Consider the following 16,008-nt stretch of genomic DNA (forward strand, 5'->3'; position numbering starts at 1 on the left):
CAGGTCTGTTTTTCAATCCGCATTGCATTATTTATGAACCTTTGTCAAAAATAATTGTATGCAAAAATATGCCCTGCTCATCATTATGATGTTCTTTTTTCAAAGGAACATGCAAGCTCAGATCGATAAAAATTCACCATTATTTACAGAACTTAAAACACAGGACAGCCTCTTTTTTGAACGAGGCTTCAACAACTGTGATATGGCTTATATGGAAAAATCTGTTGATGATAATCTCAGGTTTTATCATGATAAGGGTGGATTTCAGGACCGAAAGCTGTTTCTGCAAAGAGTGAAACAAAATATCTGTTCAAATCCTGACCAGAAGCCTATCCGTAAACGAATAGAAAACAGCATGGAAGTTTTTCCCCTGTATGACAACGGAAAGCTGTATGGTGCGGTACAGTCCGGTGAGCATCAGTTTTATATCCGGGAGAAAAATAAGGAAGATGTGTTGGGTGGTCAGGCGAAATTCACAACTGTCTGGATTAAAAAGGATGGCAGGTGGATCATCAGCGATATTCTAAGCTATGACCATCGAGAGCCAGGAAAATCTGAAATCACGGACGACCTCCAACAGTTGCTGAAAGATAACCATATTCCAACACTGGGACTGGGAATTATAGAAAACGGAAAACTGACTCAGGTACGGGTTATGGGAACACTTGACGGCAGGACAGCGACATCCCTTAACAGTATTTTCAATGTGGCTTCTTTAACTAAGCCTGTTACAGCCATGATTGCATTGCGGTTGGTAAGTCTCGGAAAATGGAACCTTGATGAGCCGCTCGATCATTATTGGATAGACCCTGATATCGCCCATGATCCATGGCACAAAAAACTGACCACGCGCCTGGTACTGAGTCATCAGACCGGCTTTCCGAACTGGAGATGGCAAAACAAAGATCACAAGCTCAGTTTTGAATATGAGCCCGGAGCCCGATACCAATATTCCGGGGAAGGCTTTGAATATCTGCGGAAAGCCCTGGAAAACAAATTTCACAAAAACCTGGAGAAATTAGCTGAAGAACTTATCTTCCGGCCACTGGAAATGCATCATACAGGCTACATCTGGAATGAGGGCATAGACTCGGGAAAAATAGTGGTAGGGTACGATAAAAACCTGAATCCTTATGAAACAGTAAAAAACAAAACCCCCAATGCGGCTGATGACCTGATGACTTCTGTGGAAGATTACGGAAGATTCTTAATGGCTGTAATGAATAATGAACTGCTTTCAACAAATGTTTTTGAAGAAATGAAGGCCAGACAGGTAAAAACAAAACAGGATAAATACTTCGGGCTTGGTTTTGAGCTATATGATTTAGGGAATAATGAGATTGCTCTTTCACATGGCGGGTCAGATAAAGGGGTCAATACAATTGTTTTTATTTTGCCTAAAACCAGGCAGGGCCTGATTATTTTCACCAATGTTGATCATGGTTATACCATCTATGAAGCGCTGGTCAAATACTACCTTGGAGAATCGGGAAAGAAAATCATAGAAATAGAAACCCGGTAATACATCACCAATCCTAGCATACCTGAATTTTAAATGTAAATAAATTTGTTACATTTAAAAAAGTTTATATCTTTGCATAACATTCATATGAACAATACAAGGTTTGCAACGGCAATACATATCATGACTTTACTGTCAGCCAGCCCTCAGGACTGGTTGACCTCCGAATGGATAGCGGGAAGCATTAACATCAACCCTGTTATAGTCCGTAAAGAATTAAGCGTTCTCAGAAATGCCGGTTTGATCATCAGCCGTCAGGGAAAGGAAGGAGGCAGCCAGTTAGCCAGGAAGGCAGGAAGTATAACTATTTCTGAGATTTATGCTGCAGTAAAGAATACCGAAGTTTTAGGAAAGAAAAACCTGAATCCCAATCCTGTATGTGCTGTGGGAAGGAATATCAACAATCATTTGAACGTTTTGTTCACCGAAACGGATAAACTCGTTTCAGAATTTCTGGGTAATAAGACGCTGCAGGAATTTACAGACCAGTTTAAGTAAAAAAAATTTGTCAATAAATGTAACAAAAAATATTACAATTAATTTAAATAAACGATTTATGAAAAAAGTAGCAGTAATCGGTGCCACAGGATTTGTGGGAACCCACGTAGTGAAAGAATTAGCTGAAAGAGGATACCAGGTGGAAGCTCTGGCCAGGGATACATCAAAAGTTCAGCAACATGAAAACGTGACGGCTAAAAGCATCGATGTAAATAATGTGGATGAATTGGCGGAGGCCCTTAAGGGAAATGATGCGGTAATCAATACGTTCAATGCGGGATGGACAAACCCTAATTTGTATGATGACTTCCTGAACGGTTCCGTTAATATTGAAAAAGCAGTAGAGAAAGCAGGGGTTAAAAGATTCATTACCGTAGGCGGGGCAGGAAGTCTGTACATCGATGGAAAACAATTGGTAGACGGCCCTGATTTCCCTCAGGACATTAAGCCTGGTGCACAGGCAGCCAGGGATTACCTGAACAAGATCAAAGAAAATACGACGCTGGACTGGACGTTCTTCAGCCCGGCTATTGAAATGCACCAGGGGACAGCAGGTGTAAGAACCGGGAAATACAGGACTGCATTGGAAAATCCGGTTTTTGACGAAAACGGAAGAAGCGTGCTTTCTGTGGAAGACGTAGCGGTAGTACTGGCAGACGAACTGGAACAAAACAACCATATCCGTGAGCGCTTTACCGCAGCATATTAAGCTTGGATGATAAAAAGGAAAAATTTCGGCGGCTGTCATTGACAGCCGCCGAAATTTTTATAAGCTCATAAACAACCGTGGGTTCACGGGTGTATTGTTTTTATGGACTTCATAATGCAGGTGAGGCCCTGTAGACCGTCCTGAATTGCCTGACTTGGCAATGACGTCGCCTACCTTCACTTGATCATTGGTTTTCGCAATCAGTTCAGATAAATGGCCGTACAGGGTAGCCAGCCCATTGCCGTGGGAAACGATAATGCAGTTGCCATATCCTCCTTTCTGTCCCGAAAAAATTACGGTACCGGCAGCAGCGGCTTTTACATCGGAGCCGTAAGCAACCGCAATGTCAAGACCTTTGTGAAACTGCATCTGGTCTTCCTCTGCAGCGGCATGATCTTTTTCTGCTCCAGCTTTGGCAGCCTGAGCAGGTTTGGAGGAAGTTGTGGCACCTGCTGTTTTGGGCGTTACCATGACTTTCACCTCCCTCTTGTTACCGTAGCTGTCTGTTAACTCTACCGTCTTTTCTACAGGCTCAGCTTTTACTTCTGCTGTAGCAGGCTTTGCTGCAGGCGCGACATCAGACCTTACCGAAGCATAAACGGTTTTAAACGGGATCGGGTTTTTTCTGATTCCGAAATTGGATGATATATATCCATCTGCAGGCATGCCAAGAGGCACCTGCATCAGTTTCTGTTGCAGATCCATCAGGTATTGGCTGTATCTGTTGGATTGCCTGGCCAGGTATACGGAATTGGAAATACTGTCGTGGTTCAGAACAATCAGGTTTTCATTGGGAATGCTTTTAGATTTCAGAAATGAATTCAGCTGAGCTACGGTACGGTCTATAAGACTGAGGTCTGTTTTCATTTTCAGGTAATCTACACTGTCTTTCTCGGTGTTGATTTTTACCAGGTTTACCTCATAATTTTTATTGTCTTTTTCAGAAAACAACTTGGCAATGAAAATACCCTGTACAAAAACAATGAGCAAAAGGACAGCGATAAGAACATTTACTTTCTTTTTGTTATTAAGAAATCTCTTCATTTTTCTTCTCTTAAGTAGGTAAGCAGTTTTGAAGCTGCAAATTTAATTAAAATAACATATTTGCAGATTATTTTATTGAATTTTAATATTTATACCTGTTTAACGCTTAACTTGATATTTGATTGCCCTGCCATATTAATTTTGGTAAAAAAGAACTTTTATCATCATCTTAGGGCGGCGGTTACGTCTTTGTTTTAATATATTTGCAGTTCACATTTCAATTATGGCTAAAAAGAAAACCGATTCAGAATCTTCAAATCCGAAAAAAAATAAGAAGGACATTGCTGTAGGAGTAATAGGAAGTGGAAGTTTTGCAACCGCAATCGTAAAAATGCTGGTTGAAAACTGCAGGGTGGTGCACTGGTGCGTAAGAAATGAATTTGTAAAGGGAGCTATTGAACTCCGTGGGCATAATCCAACGTATCTTACCGCCGTTAATTTCAACCTCAAACATCTGAAGCTGACTACCGATGTCAATGAATTGGTATCTTCCTGTGAAGTGGTTGTGCTTGCTACACCCTCCATTTATTTATCGGATACGCTGGATAAAATGAATGTGGAATGCACGGAAAAAGTTTTCGTTTCAGCCATTAAGGGAATCATCCCTAAAGTGAATGATGTGGTTGCTCATTACCTTAAAGATGAATTTAAAATCGGATTCAGGAACCAGGCTGTTATTGCGGGCCCCTGCCACGCAGAAGAAGTAGCAATGGAAAGGTTGTCTTATCTCACTATAGCAACGGTGGAGGATGAAGTTTCAGAAAAACTAGAAGGCATCTTCAATTCAGATTTTATTAAAGTACACTCCAGCAAGGATATCTTAGGTAACGAGTACAGTGCTATCCTTAAAAACATTTTTGCCATAGGAGCGGGGATCGCCAGCGGTCTGGGATATGGGGACAACTTTACGGCAGTTTTCGTGTCCAATGCCATCAGGGAAATGGAAACGTTCCTGGAATCTATCTATGAGGCGCCGCGGGATGTGAATGAGAGCGCCTATCTTGGTGATTTACTGGTAACGGCCTACTCCCTGTTCTCCAGGAACCGTAACCTTGGAAACCTGATCGGGAAAGGATATACCGTAAAATCAGCCATCCAGTCCATGAACATGGTGGCAGAAGGGTATTATGCAGCGGATTCCATTTACAAAACAGCAAAACAGAAAGGGTTGAAGCTTCCGATCATTGATACCATTTACGGTATTCTCTATGAAGGCAAGAATGCCGAAAAGCAATTCAGGAAACTGACCGCTAAACTCAACTGATACATCAGATTATACAACCGTATTGATTAAAGCCGCTGAATAAAATTCAGCGGTATCATCGTGCTGTCCGTAAAAAGTCGTGTTAAAAATCTTAAAGGAGTTTCTGTTTTAAGAACTTTTCCCGAAATTTGATCGTAAAATTTAGGATATGTCACAACCGCTTACGGGCAGAACACCCAAACCAAAATATGATGTTGTATTGGTAGGGGGCGGCATCATGAGTGCCACTTTAGCCACCTTACTGCATGAATTTGACCCCAATCTGGAAATTGCTATTTTTGAAAGGCTCGGAAGATTTGCCAAAGAGAGTACCGCTGCCTGGAATAATGCAGGAACAGGGCATTCGGCATTTTGTGAGCTTAATTATACTCCGGAAAAACCGGATGGAACCATCGATATTTCTAAGGCAGAAAGTATTGCAGAACAGTTTGAAATTTCCAAGCAGTTCTGGTCTTATCTGATCAGTAAAGGGTACATTCAGAACCCGAAGGATTTTATCAATTCCTGTCCTCATATGAGCTTGGTATTTGGTGAAAAAGATGCTGAATACCTGAAAAAGAGATATGATAAAATGACCCAGTCAACCCTTTTCCAGGGCATGCAGTTTTCCAGTGACCACGAAAAGCTGAGAGAATGGATTCCTTTGGTGATGAGAAAAAGGAATGCCACCGAAATTATGGCAGCTACCAAAATGGATCTGGGAACTGATGTGAATTTCGGGACCCTGACCCGAAAAATGGGAAGGCACCTGATGCTGGATTCCAATGTTGAGTTATTCCTGTATCATGAAGTTAAGGATATTGATCCAAAGGCAGACGGAAAATGGGGAGTGAAAATAAAGGACAGGATCAACAATCACAAGCAGGATGTGGTGGCAGACTTTGTATTCATAGGAGCAGGAGGTTATGCGTTGCCGTTGCTTGACAGCTCGGATATTAAAGAAAGCGAAGGGTATGGAGGCTTTCCTGTTTCAGGGCAATGGCTGGTAACCCATAATCAGGACCTGGTAGAACAGCACCAGGCAAAAGTATATACGCAGGCTACGGTGGATGCACCGCCGATGTCCGTACCGCATCTGGATCTCAGGATTATTGACGGGAAAAAAGCTTTGCTTTTCGGTCCGTTTGCAGGTTTTTCAACCAAATTCCTGAAAGAAGGAAGCTATCTGGATCTTCCTGAAAGTGTTAACACCAAAAATATAAGATCTCTGTTTGGGGCATGGTGGCACAATCTTCCGCTTACCAAATATCTGATCCAGCAGGTAGCTATGAATAAAGCCCAGCGCATCCAGCACCTGAGGGAATTTATTAAAGATGCCAAAGAAGAGGATTGGGAACTGAAGGTAGCCGGACAAAGGGTTCAGATCATTAAAAAAGATGAAAAAGAGGGTGGTAAACTGGAATTCGGAACCGAGGTAGTGGTAAACAAGGCGGGTACGATCGCTTCCCTGCTTGGAGCTTCACCGGGAGCTTCCACTGCAGTGTACGCCATGCTCAATGTCCTTGAAAGATGCTTCCCGGAAAAGCTTAACGGAGAATGGAAAGATAAACTTATAGAAATGATTCCTTCCTATGGCCAGAAACTTTCCGGCAATCCGGAACTTACCCTGAAAATGAGGGACTATACCAAAGAAAAACTGGAACTGGAATATTAAATATATCTAATGAGTAATGGGAACTAATTAATACAGCATTAAACAATTACCCATTACTCATTACTCATTATTCATACCCATTACCATTAGCAATGTCTGACACTCTTGTAAAACCTGTTATTGCCAAAGAGCTTCTGGAATCCCTACAGGCTAAAACGGAAGAAGAAAAGCAGGTAATTGTACACTGCTGTTTTCCTGCATCTCCGTTTTTAGGAAACCTGATCAGGATATGGCCGTCTACGTACCTGTTTGATCTTCAGTCTGATCATAAGAGTAAGCTTATCCATACCGAGAACATAACACTATTTCCTCACTGGACACCAATTCCTTTTATGAAGGATTTTTGGTTTACCCTTATTTTTTCAGGTCTGCCAAAGGACTGCAAGAGTTTTGATCTTAAAGAAGTCATTCCTGAAGAAGGAGGGTTCTATGTGGAATCAGTGAAAAGAAATTTCTCGGATGTTTACCGGGTGAAAATATCAGAATCCTATTGATCGATGAAAGCGAGGGAAGAGAAGCTGAATGAAATTATCCGATGGGCAGAAACCAATCCGGATATCCGGGCTGTCCTGCTTACCAGTTCGCTCGTCAATCCTTATGCCCCTGTAGATGATCTCAGTGATCTTGATATAGAACTTGTGCTACTGGACCGGAACAGATATGAAACCAACAATGATTGGATCAATATTTTTGGTGACCCGGTTTGCATCATTGAAGAAAAAGATGATGTGTTTGATAGTGTCCATGCCATGAAAATGGTGTTGTACTCAGATCATGTAAAAATAGACTTTAAATTGTACGGAATTCAGGAATTTAATAAGGAAGTACAGTCAGAAGCCCTTCCCGATGACTGGGATGTTGGATATAAAGTGCTGATAGATAAAGATGGAATGACCGGATCCATGAAAGCTCCTGCGTACCAGTCGGTCATGATAACAAAGCCTGACATGCAAGAATTTCACCGGCTGATTACCGACTTCTGGTGGGATACCTCCTATGTCGCTAAATGCCTGAAGCGCGGCGATATTTTTTATGCAAAATACATGTCTGAAAACATCATCAGGACAGAATACCTTGTCCCTTTGATCGAATGGTATATCGCATCTGAACATCATTGGGAAAATATAACCACAAATAAACACGGAAGGCTGTTTAGAAAATACCTCTCCAACGACTTATGGCAAAAAGTGGAATCTACGTTTTCAGGGCATGACACAGAAGAAAACTGGAAGGCATTATGGGCAATGATTGATCTGGTCCATATTCTCGGGACCCGCCTTTCTGAATGTCTCGGGTATACTTATCCCTCGGATGTGGAAAAGGGAATGATGAAGCATCTGATTTACGTTCAAAATCTGAAAAATAACTTTTAGTGAGGTTTAATCCTTATCTTTAAGGATATGAAAAATATATTTGTCTTTCTTTTGCTGCTTCCGTTAGGGCTGTTTTCACAGAAAATGGTCTCCAAAGAAGTCATGGACGTGAAAAAATTCCAGGAAGATCTGAATGCAGAATACCTTAATCCTAAAGAAACTCCTTTACGGGGAGATAATTTTTCCGGCTTTAAAGGGCACCCGTTCTTTCCTTTTGATATGAAATACAGGGTAACCGCAGATTTTAAGAAAACAAAAAATCCCAAACCTTTTGAAATTCCCACCTCTTCCGGTAAGACAAAGACGTACAGGGAATATGGAAAAGCAACATTTAAGCTTAATGGGGAAAACTATACACTGACGCTCTACCAGAGCCTCGATCTTATCAAGCAGAAAAAATACCGGAATTATTTGTTCCTGCCGTTCCGTGATGCCACGAATGGAAAAGAAACTTACGGCGGCGGAAAATATATGGACCTTACTATTCCTAAAGGAAATACGATAATTCTGGATTTCAATCAGTCCTACCAGCCATACTGTGCCTATAATGCTTATGATTACAACTGCCCGATTGTTCCTGAAGAAAACAAACTGCCTGTCGAAATCAGGGCAGGCGTAATGTATGATGATGTGTATCACCATTAAAATTAGACCTCAGCTACACCATAAAAAAACAGGATTTGCTTAAACACGAATGCTATGGTATCACTCCGATTTTTTCAACCTGAAGACCTTTCCGAACTCAGTTATAGCTTGGATGAAGTTCAGGATAAAAATACTTCACTTGCCGCTAAAGCACTGGAGAGGATCAGGCACAGGAATACAGGTGAAGAATTTCCGGTGACCGCTTTATACGATGGAATGCCAGCCGGTTTTCTTTCATTGGACTTCGGAGAGGATAAGTATGATCTTACAGAAAATCTTAAAGCCGTTTTGTTCAGGTCCTTTTCTGTGAACCCATCATTGCAGGGAAAAGGTATCGGAACATCTATTATGCTGGAGTTGGACCGCTTTATAAAAAACTATTTTAAAGACTGTAATGAAATTGTTTTGGCCGTTAATCAACAAAACCATTCCGCTTATCAGCTATACCTAAGAACGGGATATTCTTATGAAGGTAAATCCAGGATAGGCAGAAATGGCCCGCAGGATGTATTGTCTAAAAAAGTTTAAGAAAATTTTAAGTCGTAAATTCTAGTTTGGCGTGATACTTTCCTGTACATTTAGGTATCAAATCAAAGAACTATGGAAATATCTCTTAAAAATCAGGTAGCGGTGGTTACCGGAGCTTCAAGCGGAATAGGAACAGGAATTGCGAAATCATTGGCAGCAGCCGGAGCTACTGTTATTGTTAATCATTCATCAGAGCGGTCTTTGCCGGATGCTGAAAAAGTCCTGAAGGAAATTACAGATGCCGGTGGCAAAGGCATTACCTACCGTTGCGACGTTTCAAAAGAAGAAGAAGTCATCAAAATGTTTGAAGACACGGTAGCACAATTCGGAACTGTAGACATCTTGGTCAACAATGCCGGAATCCAAAAAGATGCTAAATTTACTGAAATGACCCTTGATCAGTGGAATGCCGTGATTGGAGTAAATCTTACCGGGCAGTTTCTCTGTGCCAGGGAAGCAATCAAAGAATTTCTTCGCCGGGGGATTGATCCCACACGTTCCGTAGCCTGCGGAAAAATCATTCATATCAGTTCTGTACATGAGGTCATCCCTTGGGCAGGTCATGCCAACTATGCTTCCAGTAAAGGAGCTATCAGGATGCTCATGCAGACGCTGGCCCAGGAGTACGGCGCGAATAAGATACGGGTAAATTCCATCTGCCCCGGAGCCATCCAGACCCCAATCAATACCGATGCCTGGGATACCCCGGAAGCTCTGAAATCCTTGCTTACATTAATTCCATACAACAGAATTGGCCAGCCTGAAGATATTGGTAACCTGGCTGTATTCCTTGCCAGTGACCTCTCAGATTACATCACGGGAACCAGCATTTTTGTAGACGGAGGGATGAAGACGTATGAAAGTTTTGCTACAGGAGGATAGGTTTGAGTTGAGTTAGAGGATGGGAGAGTGGGAGTGTTTAATCGTTTTAGAATGCCGAATTTAGAGTATATAATGAAGTATAGCAGCGATCTCAGTATATCTGAAGATTTTGTAATTGCATTCTCAGAATACATAAATACATTATACTTTTACATGAATACATCTATCTCCGATTAATCAACAGATCTTCAAATAATATATCAGACAGTACAAAAATACATTGTACTTTTATATCAATACATAATTACATCTATGACTGAAAAAGAAAGACTGCTTGATCTGTCCTGGAAGAAATGGGGCCCTTACGTCAGTAACCGCCAGTGGGGAACTGTACGGGAAGACTATAGCGCGGATGGTGATGCATGGAATTATACCAACCACGATATTGCCGAGGCTAAAGCGTACCGTTGGGGAGAAGAAGGGATCTGCGGGATTTGTGATGACCTCCAGAAACTCGTTTTTTCCATAGGGTTCTGGAATAAAAAAGACAAGATGGTAAAAGAGCGTCTCTTCGGTCTTTCCAACAGGCAGGGAAATCACGGGGAAGACGTTAAGGAATACTTCTATTATCTCGATTCTACCCCTACGCATTCTTATATGAAGATGCTGTATAAATACCCACAGAATGCATTCCCTTACGAAGATCTGGTCTCAAACAATGCGGCAAGAGGTAAGAAAGATCCGGAATATGAACTGCTGGATACGGGAATTTTCGATGATAATGCGTATTTTGACCTGTTTATCGAATATGCCAAGGCAGATGCCGATGATCTACTGATCAGACTGATTGTAACAAATAAATCAGAAAAGCAGGCTCCTCTGGTTATTCTGCCGTCTCTATGGTTCAGGAATACCTGGAGATGGGGATATGATGATTATAAGCCCTCTTTAAAAGCGCAAAATGAAGGTCATATCCAGATTGACCACAAAGACATAGCCGTCAAAAATATATATGCCGGACAGTCCGGCCGAACCCTGTTCTGTGATAATGAAACCAATAATCAGAGGCTTTATGGTTCTTCCAATGCAACTCCCTATTGTAAGGACGGTATCAATGATTTCGTTATCAATGGTAATGAAGGTGCCGTAAATCCTCAGAATACAGGGACGAAGGCCAGTTTTTTTATTGAAGAAACCTTTCAGGCAGGGGAAACCAAGGTCTTTGAGTTCAGGCTTTCAGCCGAGGATCTTGAGCAGCCTTTTGCCGGTTTTGATGAGCTGTTCGGACTCCGGAAAAGTGAGGCAGATGCCTTTTATGCTGATCTCCAGAAAGAAATTACTTCTGAAGATGAGCGTATGGTTCAGCGCCAGGCCTTTGCGGGCATGCTTTGGAATAAAATGTTTTACCATTACAATGTTGAAAAATGGCTCAAAGGCGATCCTGCAGATATACCACCGCCGAAATCACGTGAGAAGATCAGGAACTTCCAGTGGAAGCACCTCAACAATGAGCATATTATTTCGATGCCGGATAAATGGGAGTATCCCTGGTATGCAACATGGGACCTCGCCTTTCATGCACTGAGTTTCTCACTGATAGATCCTGATTTTGCAAAACACCAGCTGAAGCTGTTCCTGTTTGAATGGTACATGCATCCTAATGGCCAGCTTCCTGCCTATGAATGGGATTTCAGTGATGTGAATCCGCCGGTGCATGCGTGGGCTGTATTCCGGGTGTTTAAAATTGATGAACATCTTAAATGTAAACCTGATCTTCAGTTTCTGGAAAGTGCCTTCCAGAAGCTTCTGATGAATTTTACCTGGTGGGTCAATAAGAAAGACCATAATGGCAACAATATTTTTGAAGGTGGTTTCCTTGGACTCGATAATATAGGGGTTTTCGACCGTAATGCCGTCCTGCCGAACGGTGAACAGCTTGAGCAGTCCGATGGTACCAGCTGGATGGCGATGTTTGCACTGAATATGATGCGGATTGCTCTTGAACTGGCCCTCTACAACAACATTTATGAGGAAATGGCTATGAAGTTCTTTGAACATTTCCTGGCGATTGCCAATTCCCTGGATAAAATGGGAGATGAATGCTTTAGTCTCTGGGATGAAGAGGATGAATTTTTCTATGATGCCATTGCTGCAAGCGACGGAAGCCACATGTACCTTAAATTGAGGTCTATCGTCGGACTAATTCCCATGTTTGCCGTTGAGGTGATTGATGATGAAATGATTGAACAGCTTCCTAATTTTAAGAAAAGGATGAACTGGGTGCTGAAGAATAAACCGGAACTGGCATCACTGGTTTCCCACTGGCAGGTCAAAGGGCAGGATTCCAAACATTTGCTTTCATTACTGAGAGGCCACCGGCTGAAAAGGCTTCTGTACAGGATGCTGAACCCAGCTGAGTTCCTGAGTGAATATGGCATCCGGGCATTATCCAAAGAGTATGAAGAAAATCCTTACACCATACAGATCAACGGAGTAGAATACTCGGTGAAATATACCCCGGCAGAAAGTGACAGTTCCCTGTTCGGGGGCAACAGCAACTGGCGCGGCCCGATCTGGTTTCCTATTAATTTCCTGATTATAGAAAGCCTGCAGCGTTTTTTCTTTTATTACAGTCCGGATTTTATGGTGGAATATCCTACGGGAAGCGGAAAGTTTTCTAATCTGGATGAAATTGCTGATTCATTGAGCAAACGCCTCTCAGCATTATTCTTAAAGGATGAAAACGGAAAAAGACCTTTCAATGGACAGTACCCGAGGTTTCAGAGTGATCCCGATTTTAAAGATTATATATTGTTCTATGAATATTTTCACGGAGATACCGGTCGTGGAGTAGGAGCATCGCATCAGACCGGCTGGACGGGACTTATTGCAAAAATTATCCATCCGAGACTCTCCAAACAGGTAGCCGAATCCGAAACCCAGATGCCGGAAGGGATGGATACGAAATAACAGTTTGTAAATTGGGAATGTTTACTCAAAAATTTGTTGGATGATCTCAAGGGAAGCCGGGATTTTGAAATCAGTAATATGGTAATGATAATATACCAGGATACTGTCTAAAAAGTCTTTTCTTAAGGGAGCAGGAATCTTTACATCGTACGGTTGCGGAGAAGAAATAATATTTTTCCATAATTCCGAAATATCAGCAGTGAACAGCTGATGATTCAGTCCGGACGAAAATGTGCCTGTTTCGGGGTCCAGGTATTGCCCTGATGTTACCAGCGGCGCCACACCATGTATTTTCAGGATTTTAACGAGAAAAGTCAGGTGCGATTGGTAATTACGGTGGCTTAATATTTCTATGAATTCGGCGATGCTGGAAAAAATACCGGGATTTTTATGTTCTTCCCTTAAAACCTGGTTCAGGAAATCCGATACAAAGAAAACAATGGTATTGATTTTAACATCGGTATACATGTCGTAATTATTGACCAGCTCAAGCCTTGAAGCCGTATAAATCCCATTGCCTTTTATTGGATTAACCGTAAAGCTTAGTCTGTTAAGAGGCTGCAGCAATGCCTTTTTTTTATTCTTTTTGGCATAAATACCCTTCAGGAAGCAGGCCTGAAAGCCCTCTTCCTCTGTAAAGCAATGCAGTACAGCATCATGGTCGCCGTATTTGATATAAGAAAGTAAAAAGCCGTTCTGTAAATTCATCAATTAATTAACTACAGCAATTTTCGCTGTTGCTTTGTCAGAACCGTCCTCGTTCGTCATCAGCACGAAATAGATTCCTGAAGCTACTCTTTTTCCCTTCAGGTTATTTAGGTCCCATTCGTAATAACCGCCTCGGGCTACTGCTGAATGCACTACGTTACCTGCAGCATCCGTGATCCTGATATTGGTTTTCTCTGCCAATCCTTTAATGGTTACTTTTCCTTTGAAATTAGAATACACTACAGGGTTAGGATAAACCAGTACATTTCCGAAATTGGAGGTAACATCTGCCACATCTCCCTGATAGGTTACAATTCCGTCATAGGAAACAAAATATACCTTTCCGGTTTTGCGGTCCACCTTGATATCGGTAACACTGTTCGTGGGTAAAGGAGAGTTTTCTTTGGTAAAATGTTTAATGGTCCGCTGGCCATCGGAAGATAAATAATACACGCCTCCGCCATCTACAGACACCCATTTATGGTCTCCGGCATCCACTTCTATCTGGAGGATCTGTGAATCCCTGAAGAGTTCCTCGCCAAGACCGTTCTGTTCAATAACGATCGGCTCCACTACAGCACTGGTCGGCGTTTTAATAGCCGTTGCAGCATTAGGCAGGATCCTTAATCCGCTGTCTGTACCAATCCATGCATCTCCGGATTTGTCAATGGCTACCGAGACCGTGCCGTTGGAGTTTGCGGAAAAACCGTTGCTTTGGTTCAGGACATAGCTCACATCATCAGAAAGATTAGTCGGGGTATTTTTATAATCGTAGGCCATGAAATTATTTGTTCTCGGAAGCGGAATCCACAATAAACCTTCATAGAAGAGAGGTTTTTGTGTTGCAATACTTACTCCTGTCTCTTTGATCAGAAACTTATCCCCCGCCCTGTCATAAGGGGCAACTACAGCATTGGTATTGGCTCCGAAAGACACTGTGGCAAACAGGTTATTCTGGTCATCAAAAGTAAAGCCTACAGGCCGGTAATCATAAATACTCGGAGATCCAAGGTCATAATACTTAACAAAATCAAAATCTTTTTTGGAAGCATTGTACTTCATCCTGTAAATTCCGTGTCCGTTAGCAATAACATAATTGGTAAAGAACACCTCGCTATTATCTGCCGGGTTGGCAATGGCATCCAGTACATTAAATACAGCATTTCCGCCGGTGAAGTAAGAAGGATAAATCCACTCCATGCCATTGAAATAATAGAAACCGGGATTTTTAGGGTTATCCAAAGGGGGATTAAACCTATTAGACCTTCCTCCCGAGGAGACCAGCATCTGATTATCACTGAAAAGATTGATTTTATAGGCATAATTAAAATAAGGACCATCCGGTTTATAGATGCTGTTGCTTTCATCTTTAATACCTGATACAACGGTTCCGCCATAAGCTTTTCCTCCGATAATGGCTGCTGTATTGCATTCTTCACCAAAACTTACCGTACTGGTATAATTTCCATTGGTGTTGAAAGTATAGATTCTGTTTTTGTCCGTCACCACAATATTGTTGCTGCTTACAACAATATCTTTTACACTGGTAAAAGTTTGTGACAGTGGCGTAGAAACGCCGTTATTATAGATATATGCTGTTGTGGGAGATGAAAAGCTCAGTACCGGGTCTGAATCGATCTGCGTAAAAGTGCCTGTCATTTCAGTTGTCCAGGTGGAGTACACCGGAAATGTAACATTCATTTCATGACTTTTCAGTCCAGAATTGGTAACCGAAAAGACCTTATTGCCCACTATAGTAGCTTCATTGCTGGCCTCATAGACACCATTCAGGAAAAATGCAGAATCACCGAACTCTTTTTTCTTCAGGTCAAAAATGGAAACACCATAACCCACAGAAATCACCGCTTTGTCGCCGCTGATGGAAATATGGTTGATCTTCTTACTTCCGTTATAGCCGGTAGCGATAGGAATATCCACAACGTAAGTTATGCCATCCGGAGTGATAACGTCCAGGGAACCGTTCTGGTATCCTATAAGTCCGGTCTTCGTTTGCGGATTATAATCGAATGCAGAAATTTTCACTTCATGCAATCCGCTGGCTTTAGACAGCTTTGTAATTTCTCCTGTAGCAGCGGTATAGTAAAAAATTCCGTTTTCCGTAGCCGCAATGATCCTGCCGTTGTCTTCTTTCATCACCAGTACGTTATTGTAAGAAAACAGATCCGCCCACTTTTTAGATGAAATCGTTTGTGCATTCATCAGGCTGATAGAGGCTAAAATACCAAGAGAAATTAAAGAGAGTTTTTTCAT

14 protein-coding genes are annotated in these 16,008 nt (G+C 41.9%); 11 read left to right on the forward strand and 3 right to left on the reverse strand.

The features are described 5' to 3' along the window. The first annotated feature begins 58 nt into the window (after positions 1 to 58). From QE404_RS00825 to QE404_RS00835, 3 genes are all read left to right on the forward strand, one after another. Positions 59 to 1,522, forward strand: a complete 1,464-nt coding sequence (locus tag QE404_RS00825; RefSeq protein ID WP_307445376.1) for a serine hydrolase — start codon at positions 59 to 61, stop codon at positions 1,520 to 1,522. 87 nt (positions 1,523 to 1,609) lie between these two features. Next, entirely contained in the window at positions 1,610 to 2,020 is a 411-nt protein-coding gene (locus tag QE404_RS00830) for an Rrf2 family transcriptional regulator (protein ID WP_307445379.1), read from the forward strand. Between the two features lie 58 nt (positions 2,021 to 2,078). Further along, positions 2,079 to 2,729 (forward strand): NAD(P)-dependent oxidoreductase, encoded by a 651-nt coding sequence (locus tag QE404_RS00835; protein ID WP_307445381.1) that lies wholly within the window; start codon positions 2,079 to 2,081, stop codon positions 2,727 to 2,729. A 57-nt stretch (positions 2,730 to 2,786) separates the two neighbouring features. On the opposite strand, the gene QE404_RS00840 is transcribed toward QE404_RS00835, so the two are convergent. Then, positions 2,787 to 3,773: a M23 family metallopeptidase gene (locus QE404_RS00840; RefSeq protein ID WP_307445383.1), complete on the reverse strand. Its 987-nt coding sequence runs from the start codon at positions 3,771 to 3,773 to the stop codon at positions 2,787 to 2,789. Positions 3,774 to 3,996: 223 nt separating this feature from the next. On the opposite strand from QE404_RS00840, the gene QE404_RS00845 reads away from it, so the two are divergent. The 8 genes from QE404_RS00845 to QE404_RS00880 all read left to right on the forward strand — a co-directional run bounded on the left by QE404_RS00845 (position 3,997) and on the right by QE404_RS00880 (position 13,029). After that, entirely contained in the window at positions 3,997 to 5,037 is a 1,041-nt protein-coding gene (locus tag QE404_RS00845) for an NAD(P)H-dependent glycerol-3-phosphate dehydrogenase (RefSeq protein ID WP_307445385.1), read from the forward strand. 148 nt (positions 5,038 to 5,185) lie between these two features. Beyond that, positions 5,186 to 6,691 (forward strand): malate dehydrogenase (quinone), encoded by a 1,506-nt coding sequence (gene mqo, locus QE404_RS00850; RefSeq protein WP_307445387.1) that lies wholly within the window; start codon positions 5,186 to 5,188, stop codon positions 6,689 to 6,691. Positions 6,692 to 6,783: 92 nt separating this feature from the next. Continuing rightward, on the forward strand, positions 6,784 to 7,185 hold the full coding sequence (locus QE404_RS00855; protein ID WP_307445389.1) for a hypothetical protein: 402 nt from the start codon (positions 6,784 to 6,786) through the stop codon (positions 7,183 to 7,185). Positions 7,186 to 7,188: 3 nt separating this feature from the next. Beyond that, positions 7,189 to 8,064, forward strand: a complete 876-nt coding sequence (locus QE404_RS00860) for an AadS family aminoglycoside 6-adenylyltransferase (protein WP_307445392.1) — start codon at positions 7,189 to 7,191, stop codon at positions 8,062 to 8,064. A gap of 27 nt (positions 8,065 to 8,091) precedes the next feature. After that, on the forward strand, positions 8,092 to 8,709 hold the full coding sequence (locus QE404_RS00865; protein ID WP_307445394.1) for a DUF1684 domain-containing protein: 618 nt from the start codon (positions 8,092 to 8,094) through the stop codon (positions 8,707 to 8,709). Positions 8,710 to 8,763: 54 nt separating this feature from the next. After that, a complete protein-coding gene (locus QE404_RS00870; RefSeq protein WP_307445397.1) occupies positions 8,764 to 9,237 on the forward strand; it encodes a GNAT family N-acetyltransferase in 474 nt (157 codons plus the stop codon). A gap of 72 nt (positions 9,238 to 9,309) precedes the next feature. Next, complete coding sequence (locus tag QE404_RS00875; RefSeq protein ID WP_307445399.1) at positions 9,310 to 10,119, forward strand: glucose 1-dehydrogenase; 810 nt, start codon at positions 9,310 to 9,312, stop codon at positions 10,117 to 10,119. 252 nt (positions 10,120 to 10,371) lie between these two features. Continuing rightward, complete coding sequence (locus tag QE404_RS00880) at positions 10,372 to 13,029, forward strand: MGH1-like glycoside hydrolase domain-containing protein (RefSeq protein ID WP_307445402.1); 2,658 nt, start codon at positions 10,372 to 10,374, stop codon at positions 13,027 to 13,029. Between the two features lie 21 nt (positions 13,030 to 13,050). Here the strand turns inward: QE404_RS00880 and recO are convergent, their stop codons facing one another. Both recO and porZ read right to left on the reverse strand, forming a co-directional pair. Continuing rightward, positions 13,051 to 13,737, reverse strand: coding sequence for a DNA repair protein RecO (recO, locus tag QE404_RS00885; RefSeq protein ID WP_307445405.1), 687 nt, complete (start codon positions 13,735 to 13,737; stop codon positions 13,051 to 13,053). 3 nt (positions 13,738 to 13,740) lie between these two features. Continuing rightward, positions 13,741 to 16,008 (reverse strand): type IX secretion system anionic LPS delivery protein PorZ, encoded by a 2,268-nt coding sequence (gene porZ, locus QE404_RS00890; RefSeq protein ID WP_307445407.1) that lies wholly within the window; start codon positions 16,006 to 16,008, stop codon positions 13,741 to 13,743.

The organism is Chryseobacterium camelliae (assembly GCF_030818575.1).
In the GTDB taxonomy this organism is placed as follows: Bacteria; Bacteroidota; Bacteroidia; order Flavobacteriales; family Weeksellaceae; genus Chryseobacterium; species Chryseobacterium camelliae_A.

Excerpts from the sequence above, each read along its gene's own strand:
- QE404_RS00830 (WP_307445379.1), top strand. The coding sequence starts at position 1,610 with ATGAACAATACAAGGTTTGCAACGGCAATACATATCATGACTTTACTG.
- QE404_RS00845 (WP_307445385.1), top strand. The coding sequence starts at position 3,997 with ATGGCTAAAAAGAAAACCGATTCAGAATCTTCAAATCCGAAAAAAAAT.
- QE404_RS00860 (WP_307445392.1), top strand. The coding sequence starts at position 7,189 with ATGAAAGCGAGGGAAGAGAAGCTGAATGAAATTATCCGATGGGCAGAA.
- QE404_RS00840 (WP_307445383.1), bottom strand. The coding sequence starts at position 3,773 with ATGAAGAGATTTCTTAATAACAAAAAGAAAGTAAATGTTCTTATCGCT.
- QE404_RS00825 (WP_307445376.1), top strand. The coding sequence starts at position 59 with ATGCAAAAATATGCCCTGCTCATCATTATGATGTTCTTTTTTCAAAGG.
- recO (WP_307445405.1), bottom strand. The coding sequence starts at position 13,737 with ATGAATTTACAGAACGGCTTTTTACTTTCTTATATCAAATACGGCGAC.
- QE404_RS00880 (WP_307445402.1), top strand. The coding sequence starts at position 10,372 with ATGACTGAAAAAGAAAGACTGCTTGATCTGTCCTGGAAGAAATGGGGC.
- mqo (WP_307445387.1), top strand. The coding sequence starts at position 5,186 with ATGTCACAACCGCTTACGGGCAGAACACCCAAACCAAAATATGATGTT.
- porZ (WP_307445407.1), bottom strand. The coding sequence starts at position 16,008 with ATGAAAAAACTCTCTTTAATTTCTCTTGGTATTTTAGCCTCTATCAGC.
- QE404_RS00835 (WP_307445381.1), top strand. The coding sequence starts at position 2,079 with ATGAAAAAAGTAGCAGTAATCGGTGCCACAGGATTTGTGGGAACCCAC.
- QE404_RS00855 (WP_307445389.1), top strand. The coding sequence starts at position 6,784 with ATGTCTGACACTCTTGTAAAACCTGTTATTGCCAAAGAGCTTCTGGAA.
- QE404_RS00865 (WP_307445394.1), top strand. The coding sequence starts at position 8,092 with ATGAAAAATATATTTGTCTTTCTTTTGCTGCTTCCGTTAGGGCTGTTT.
- QE404_RS00875 (WP_307445399.1), top strand. The coding sequence starts at position 9,310 with ATGGAAATATCTCTTAAAAATCAGGTAGCGGTGGTTACCGGAGCTTCA.
- QE404_RS00870 (WP_307445397.1), top strand. The coding sequence starts at position 8,764 with ATGGTATCACTCCGATTTTTTCAACCTGAAGACCTTTCCGAACTCAGT.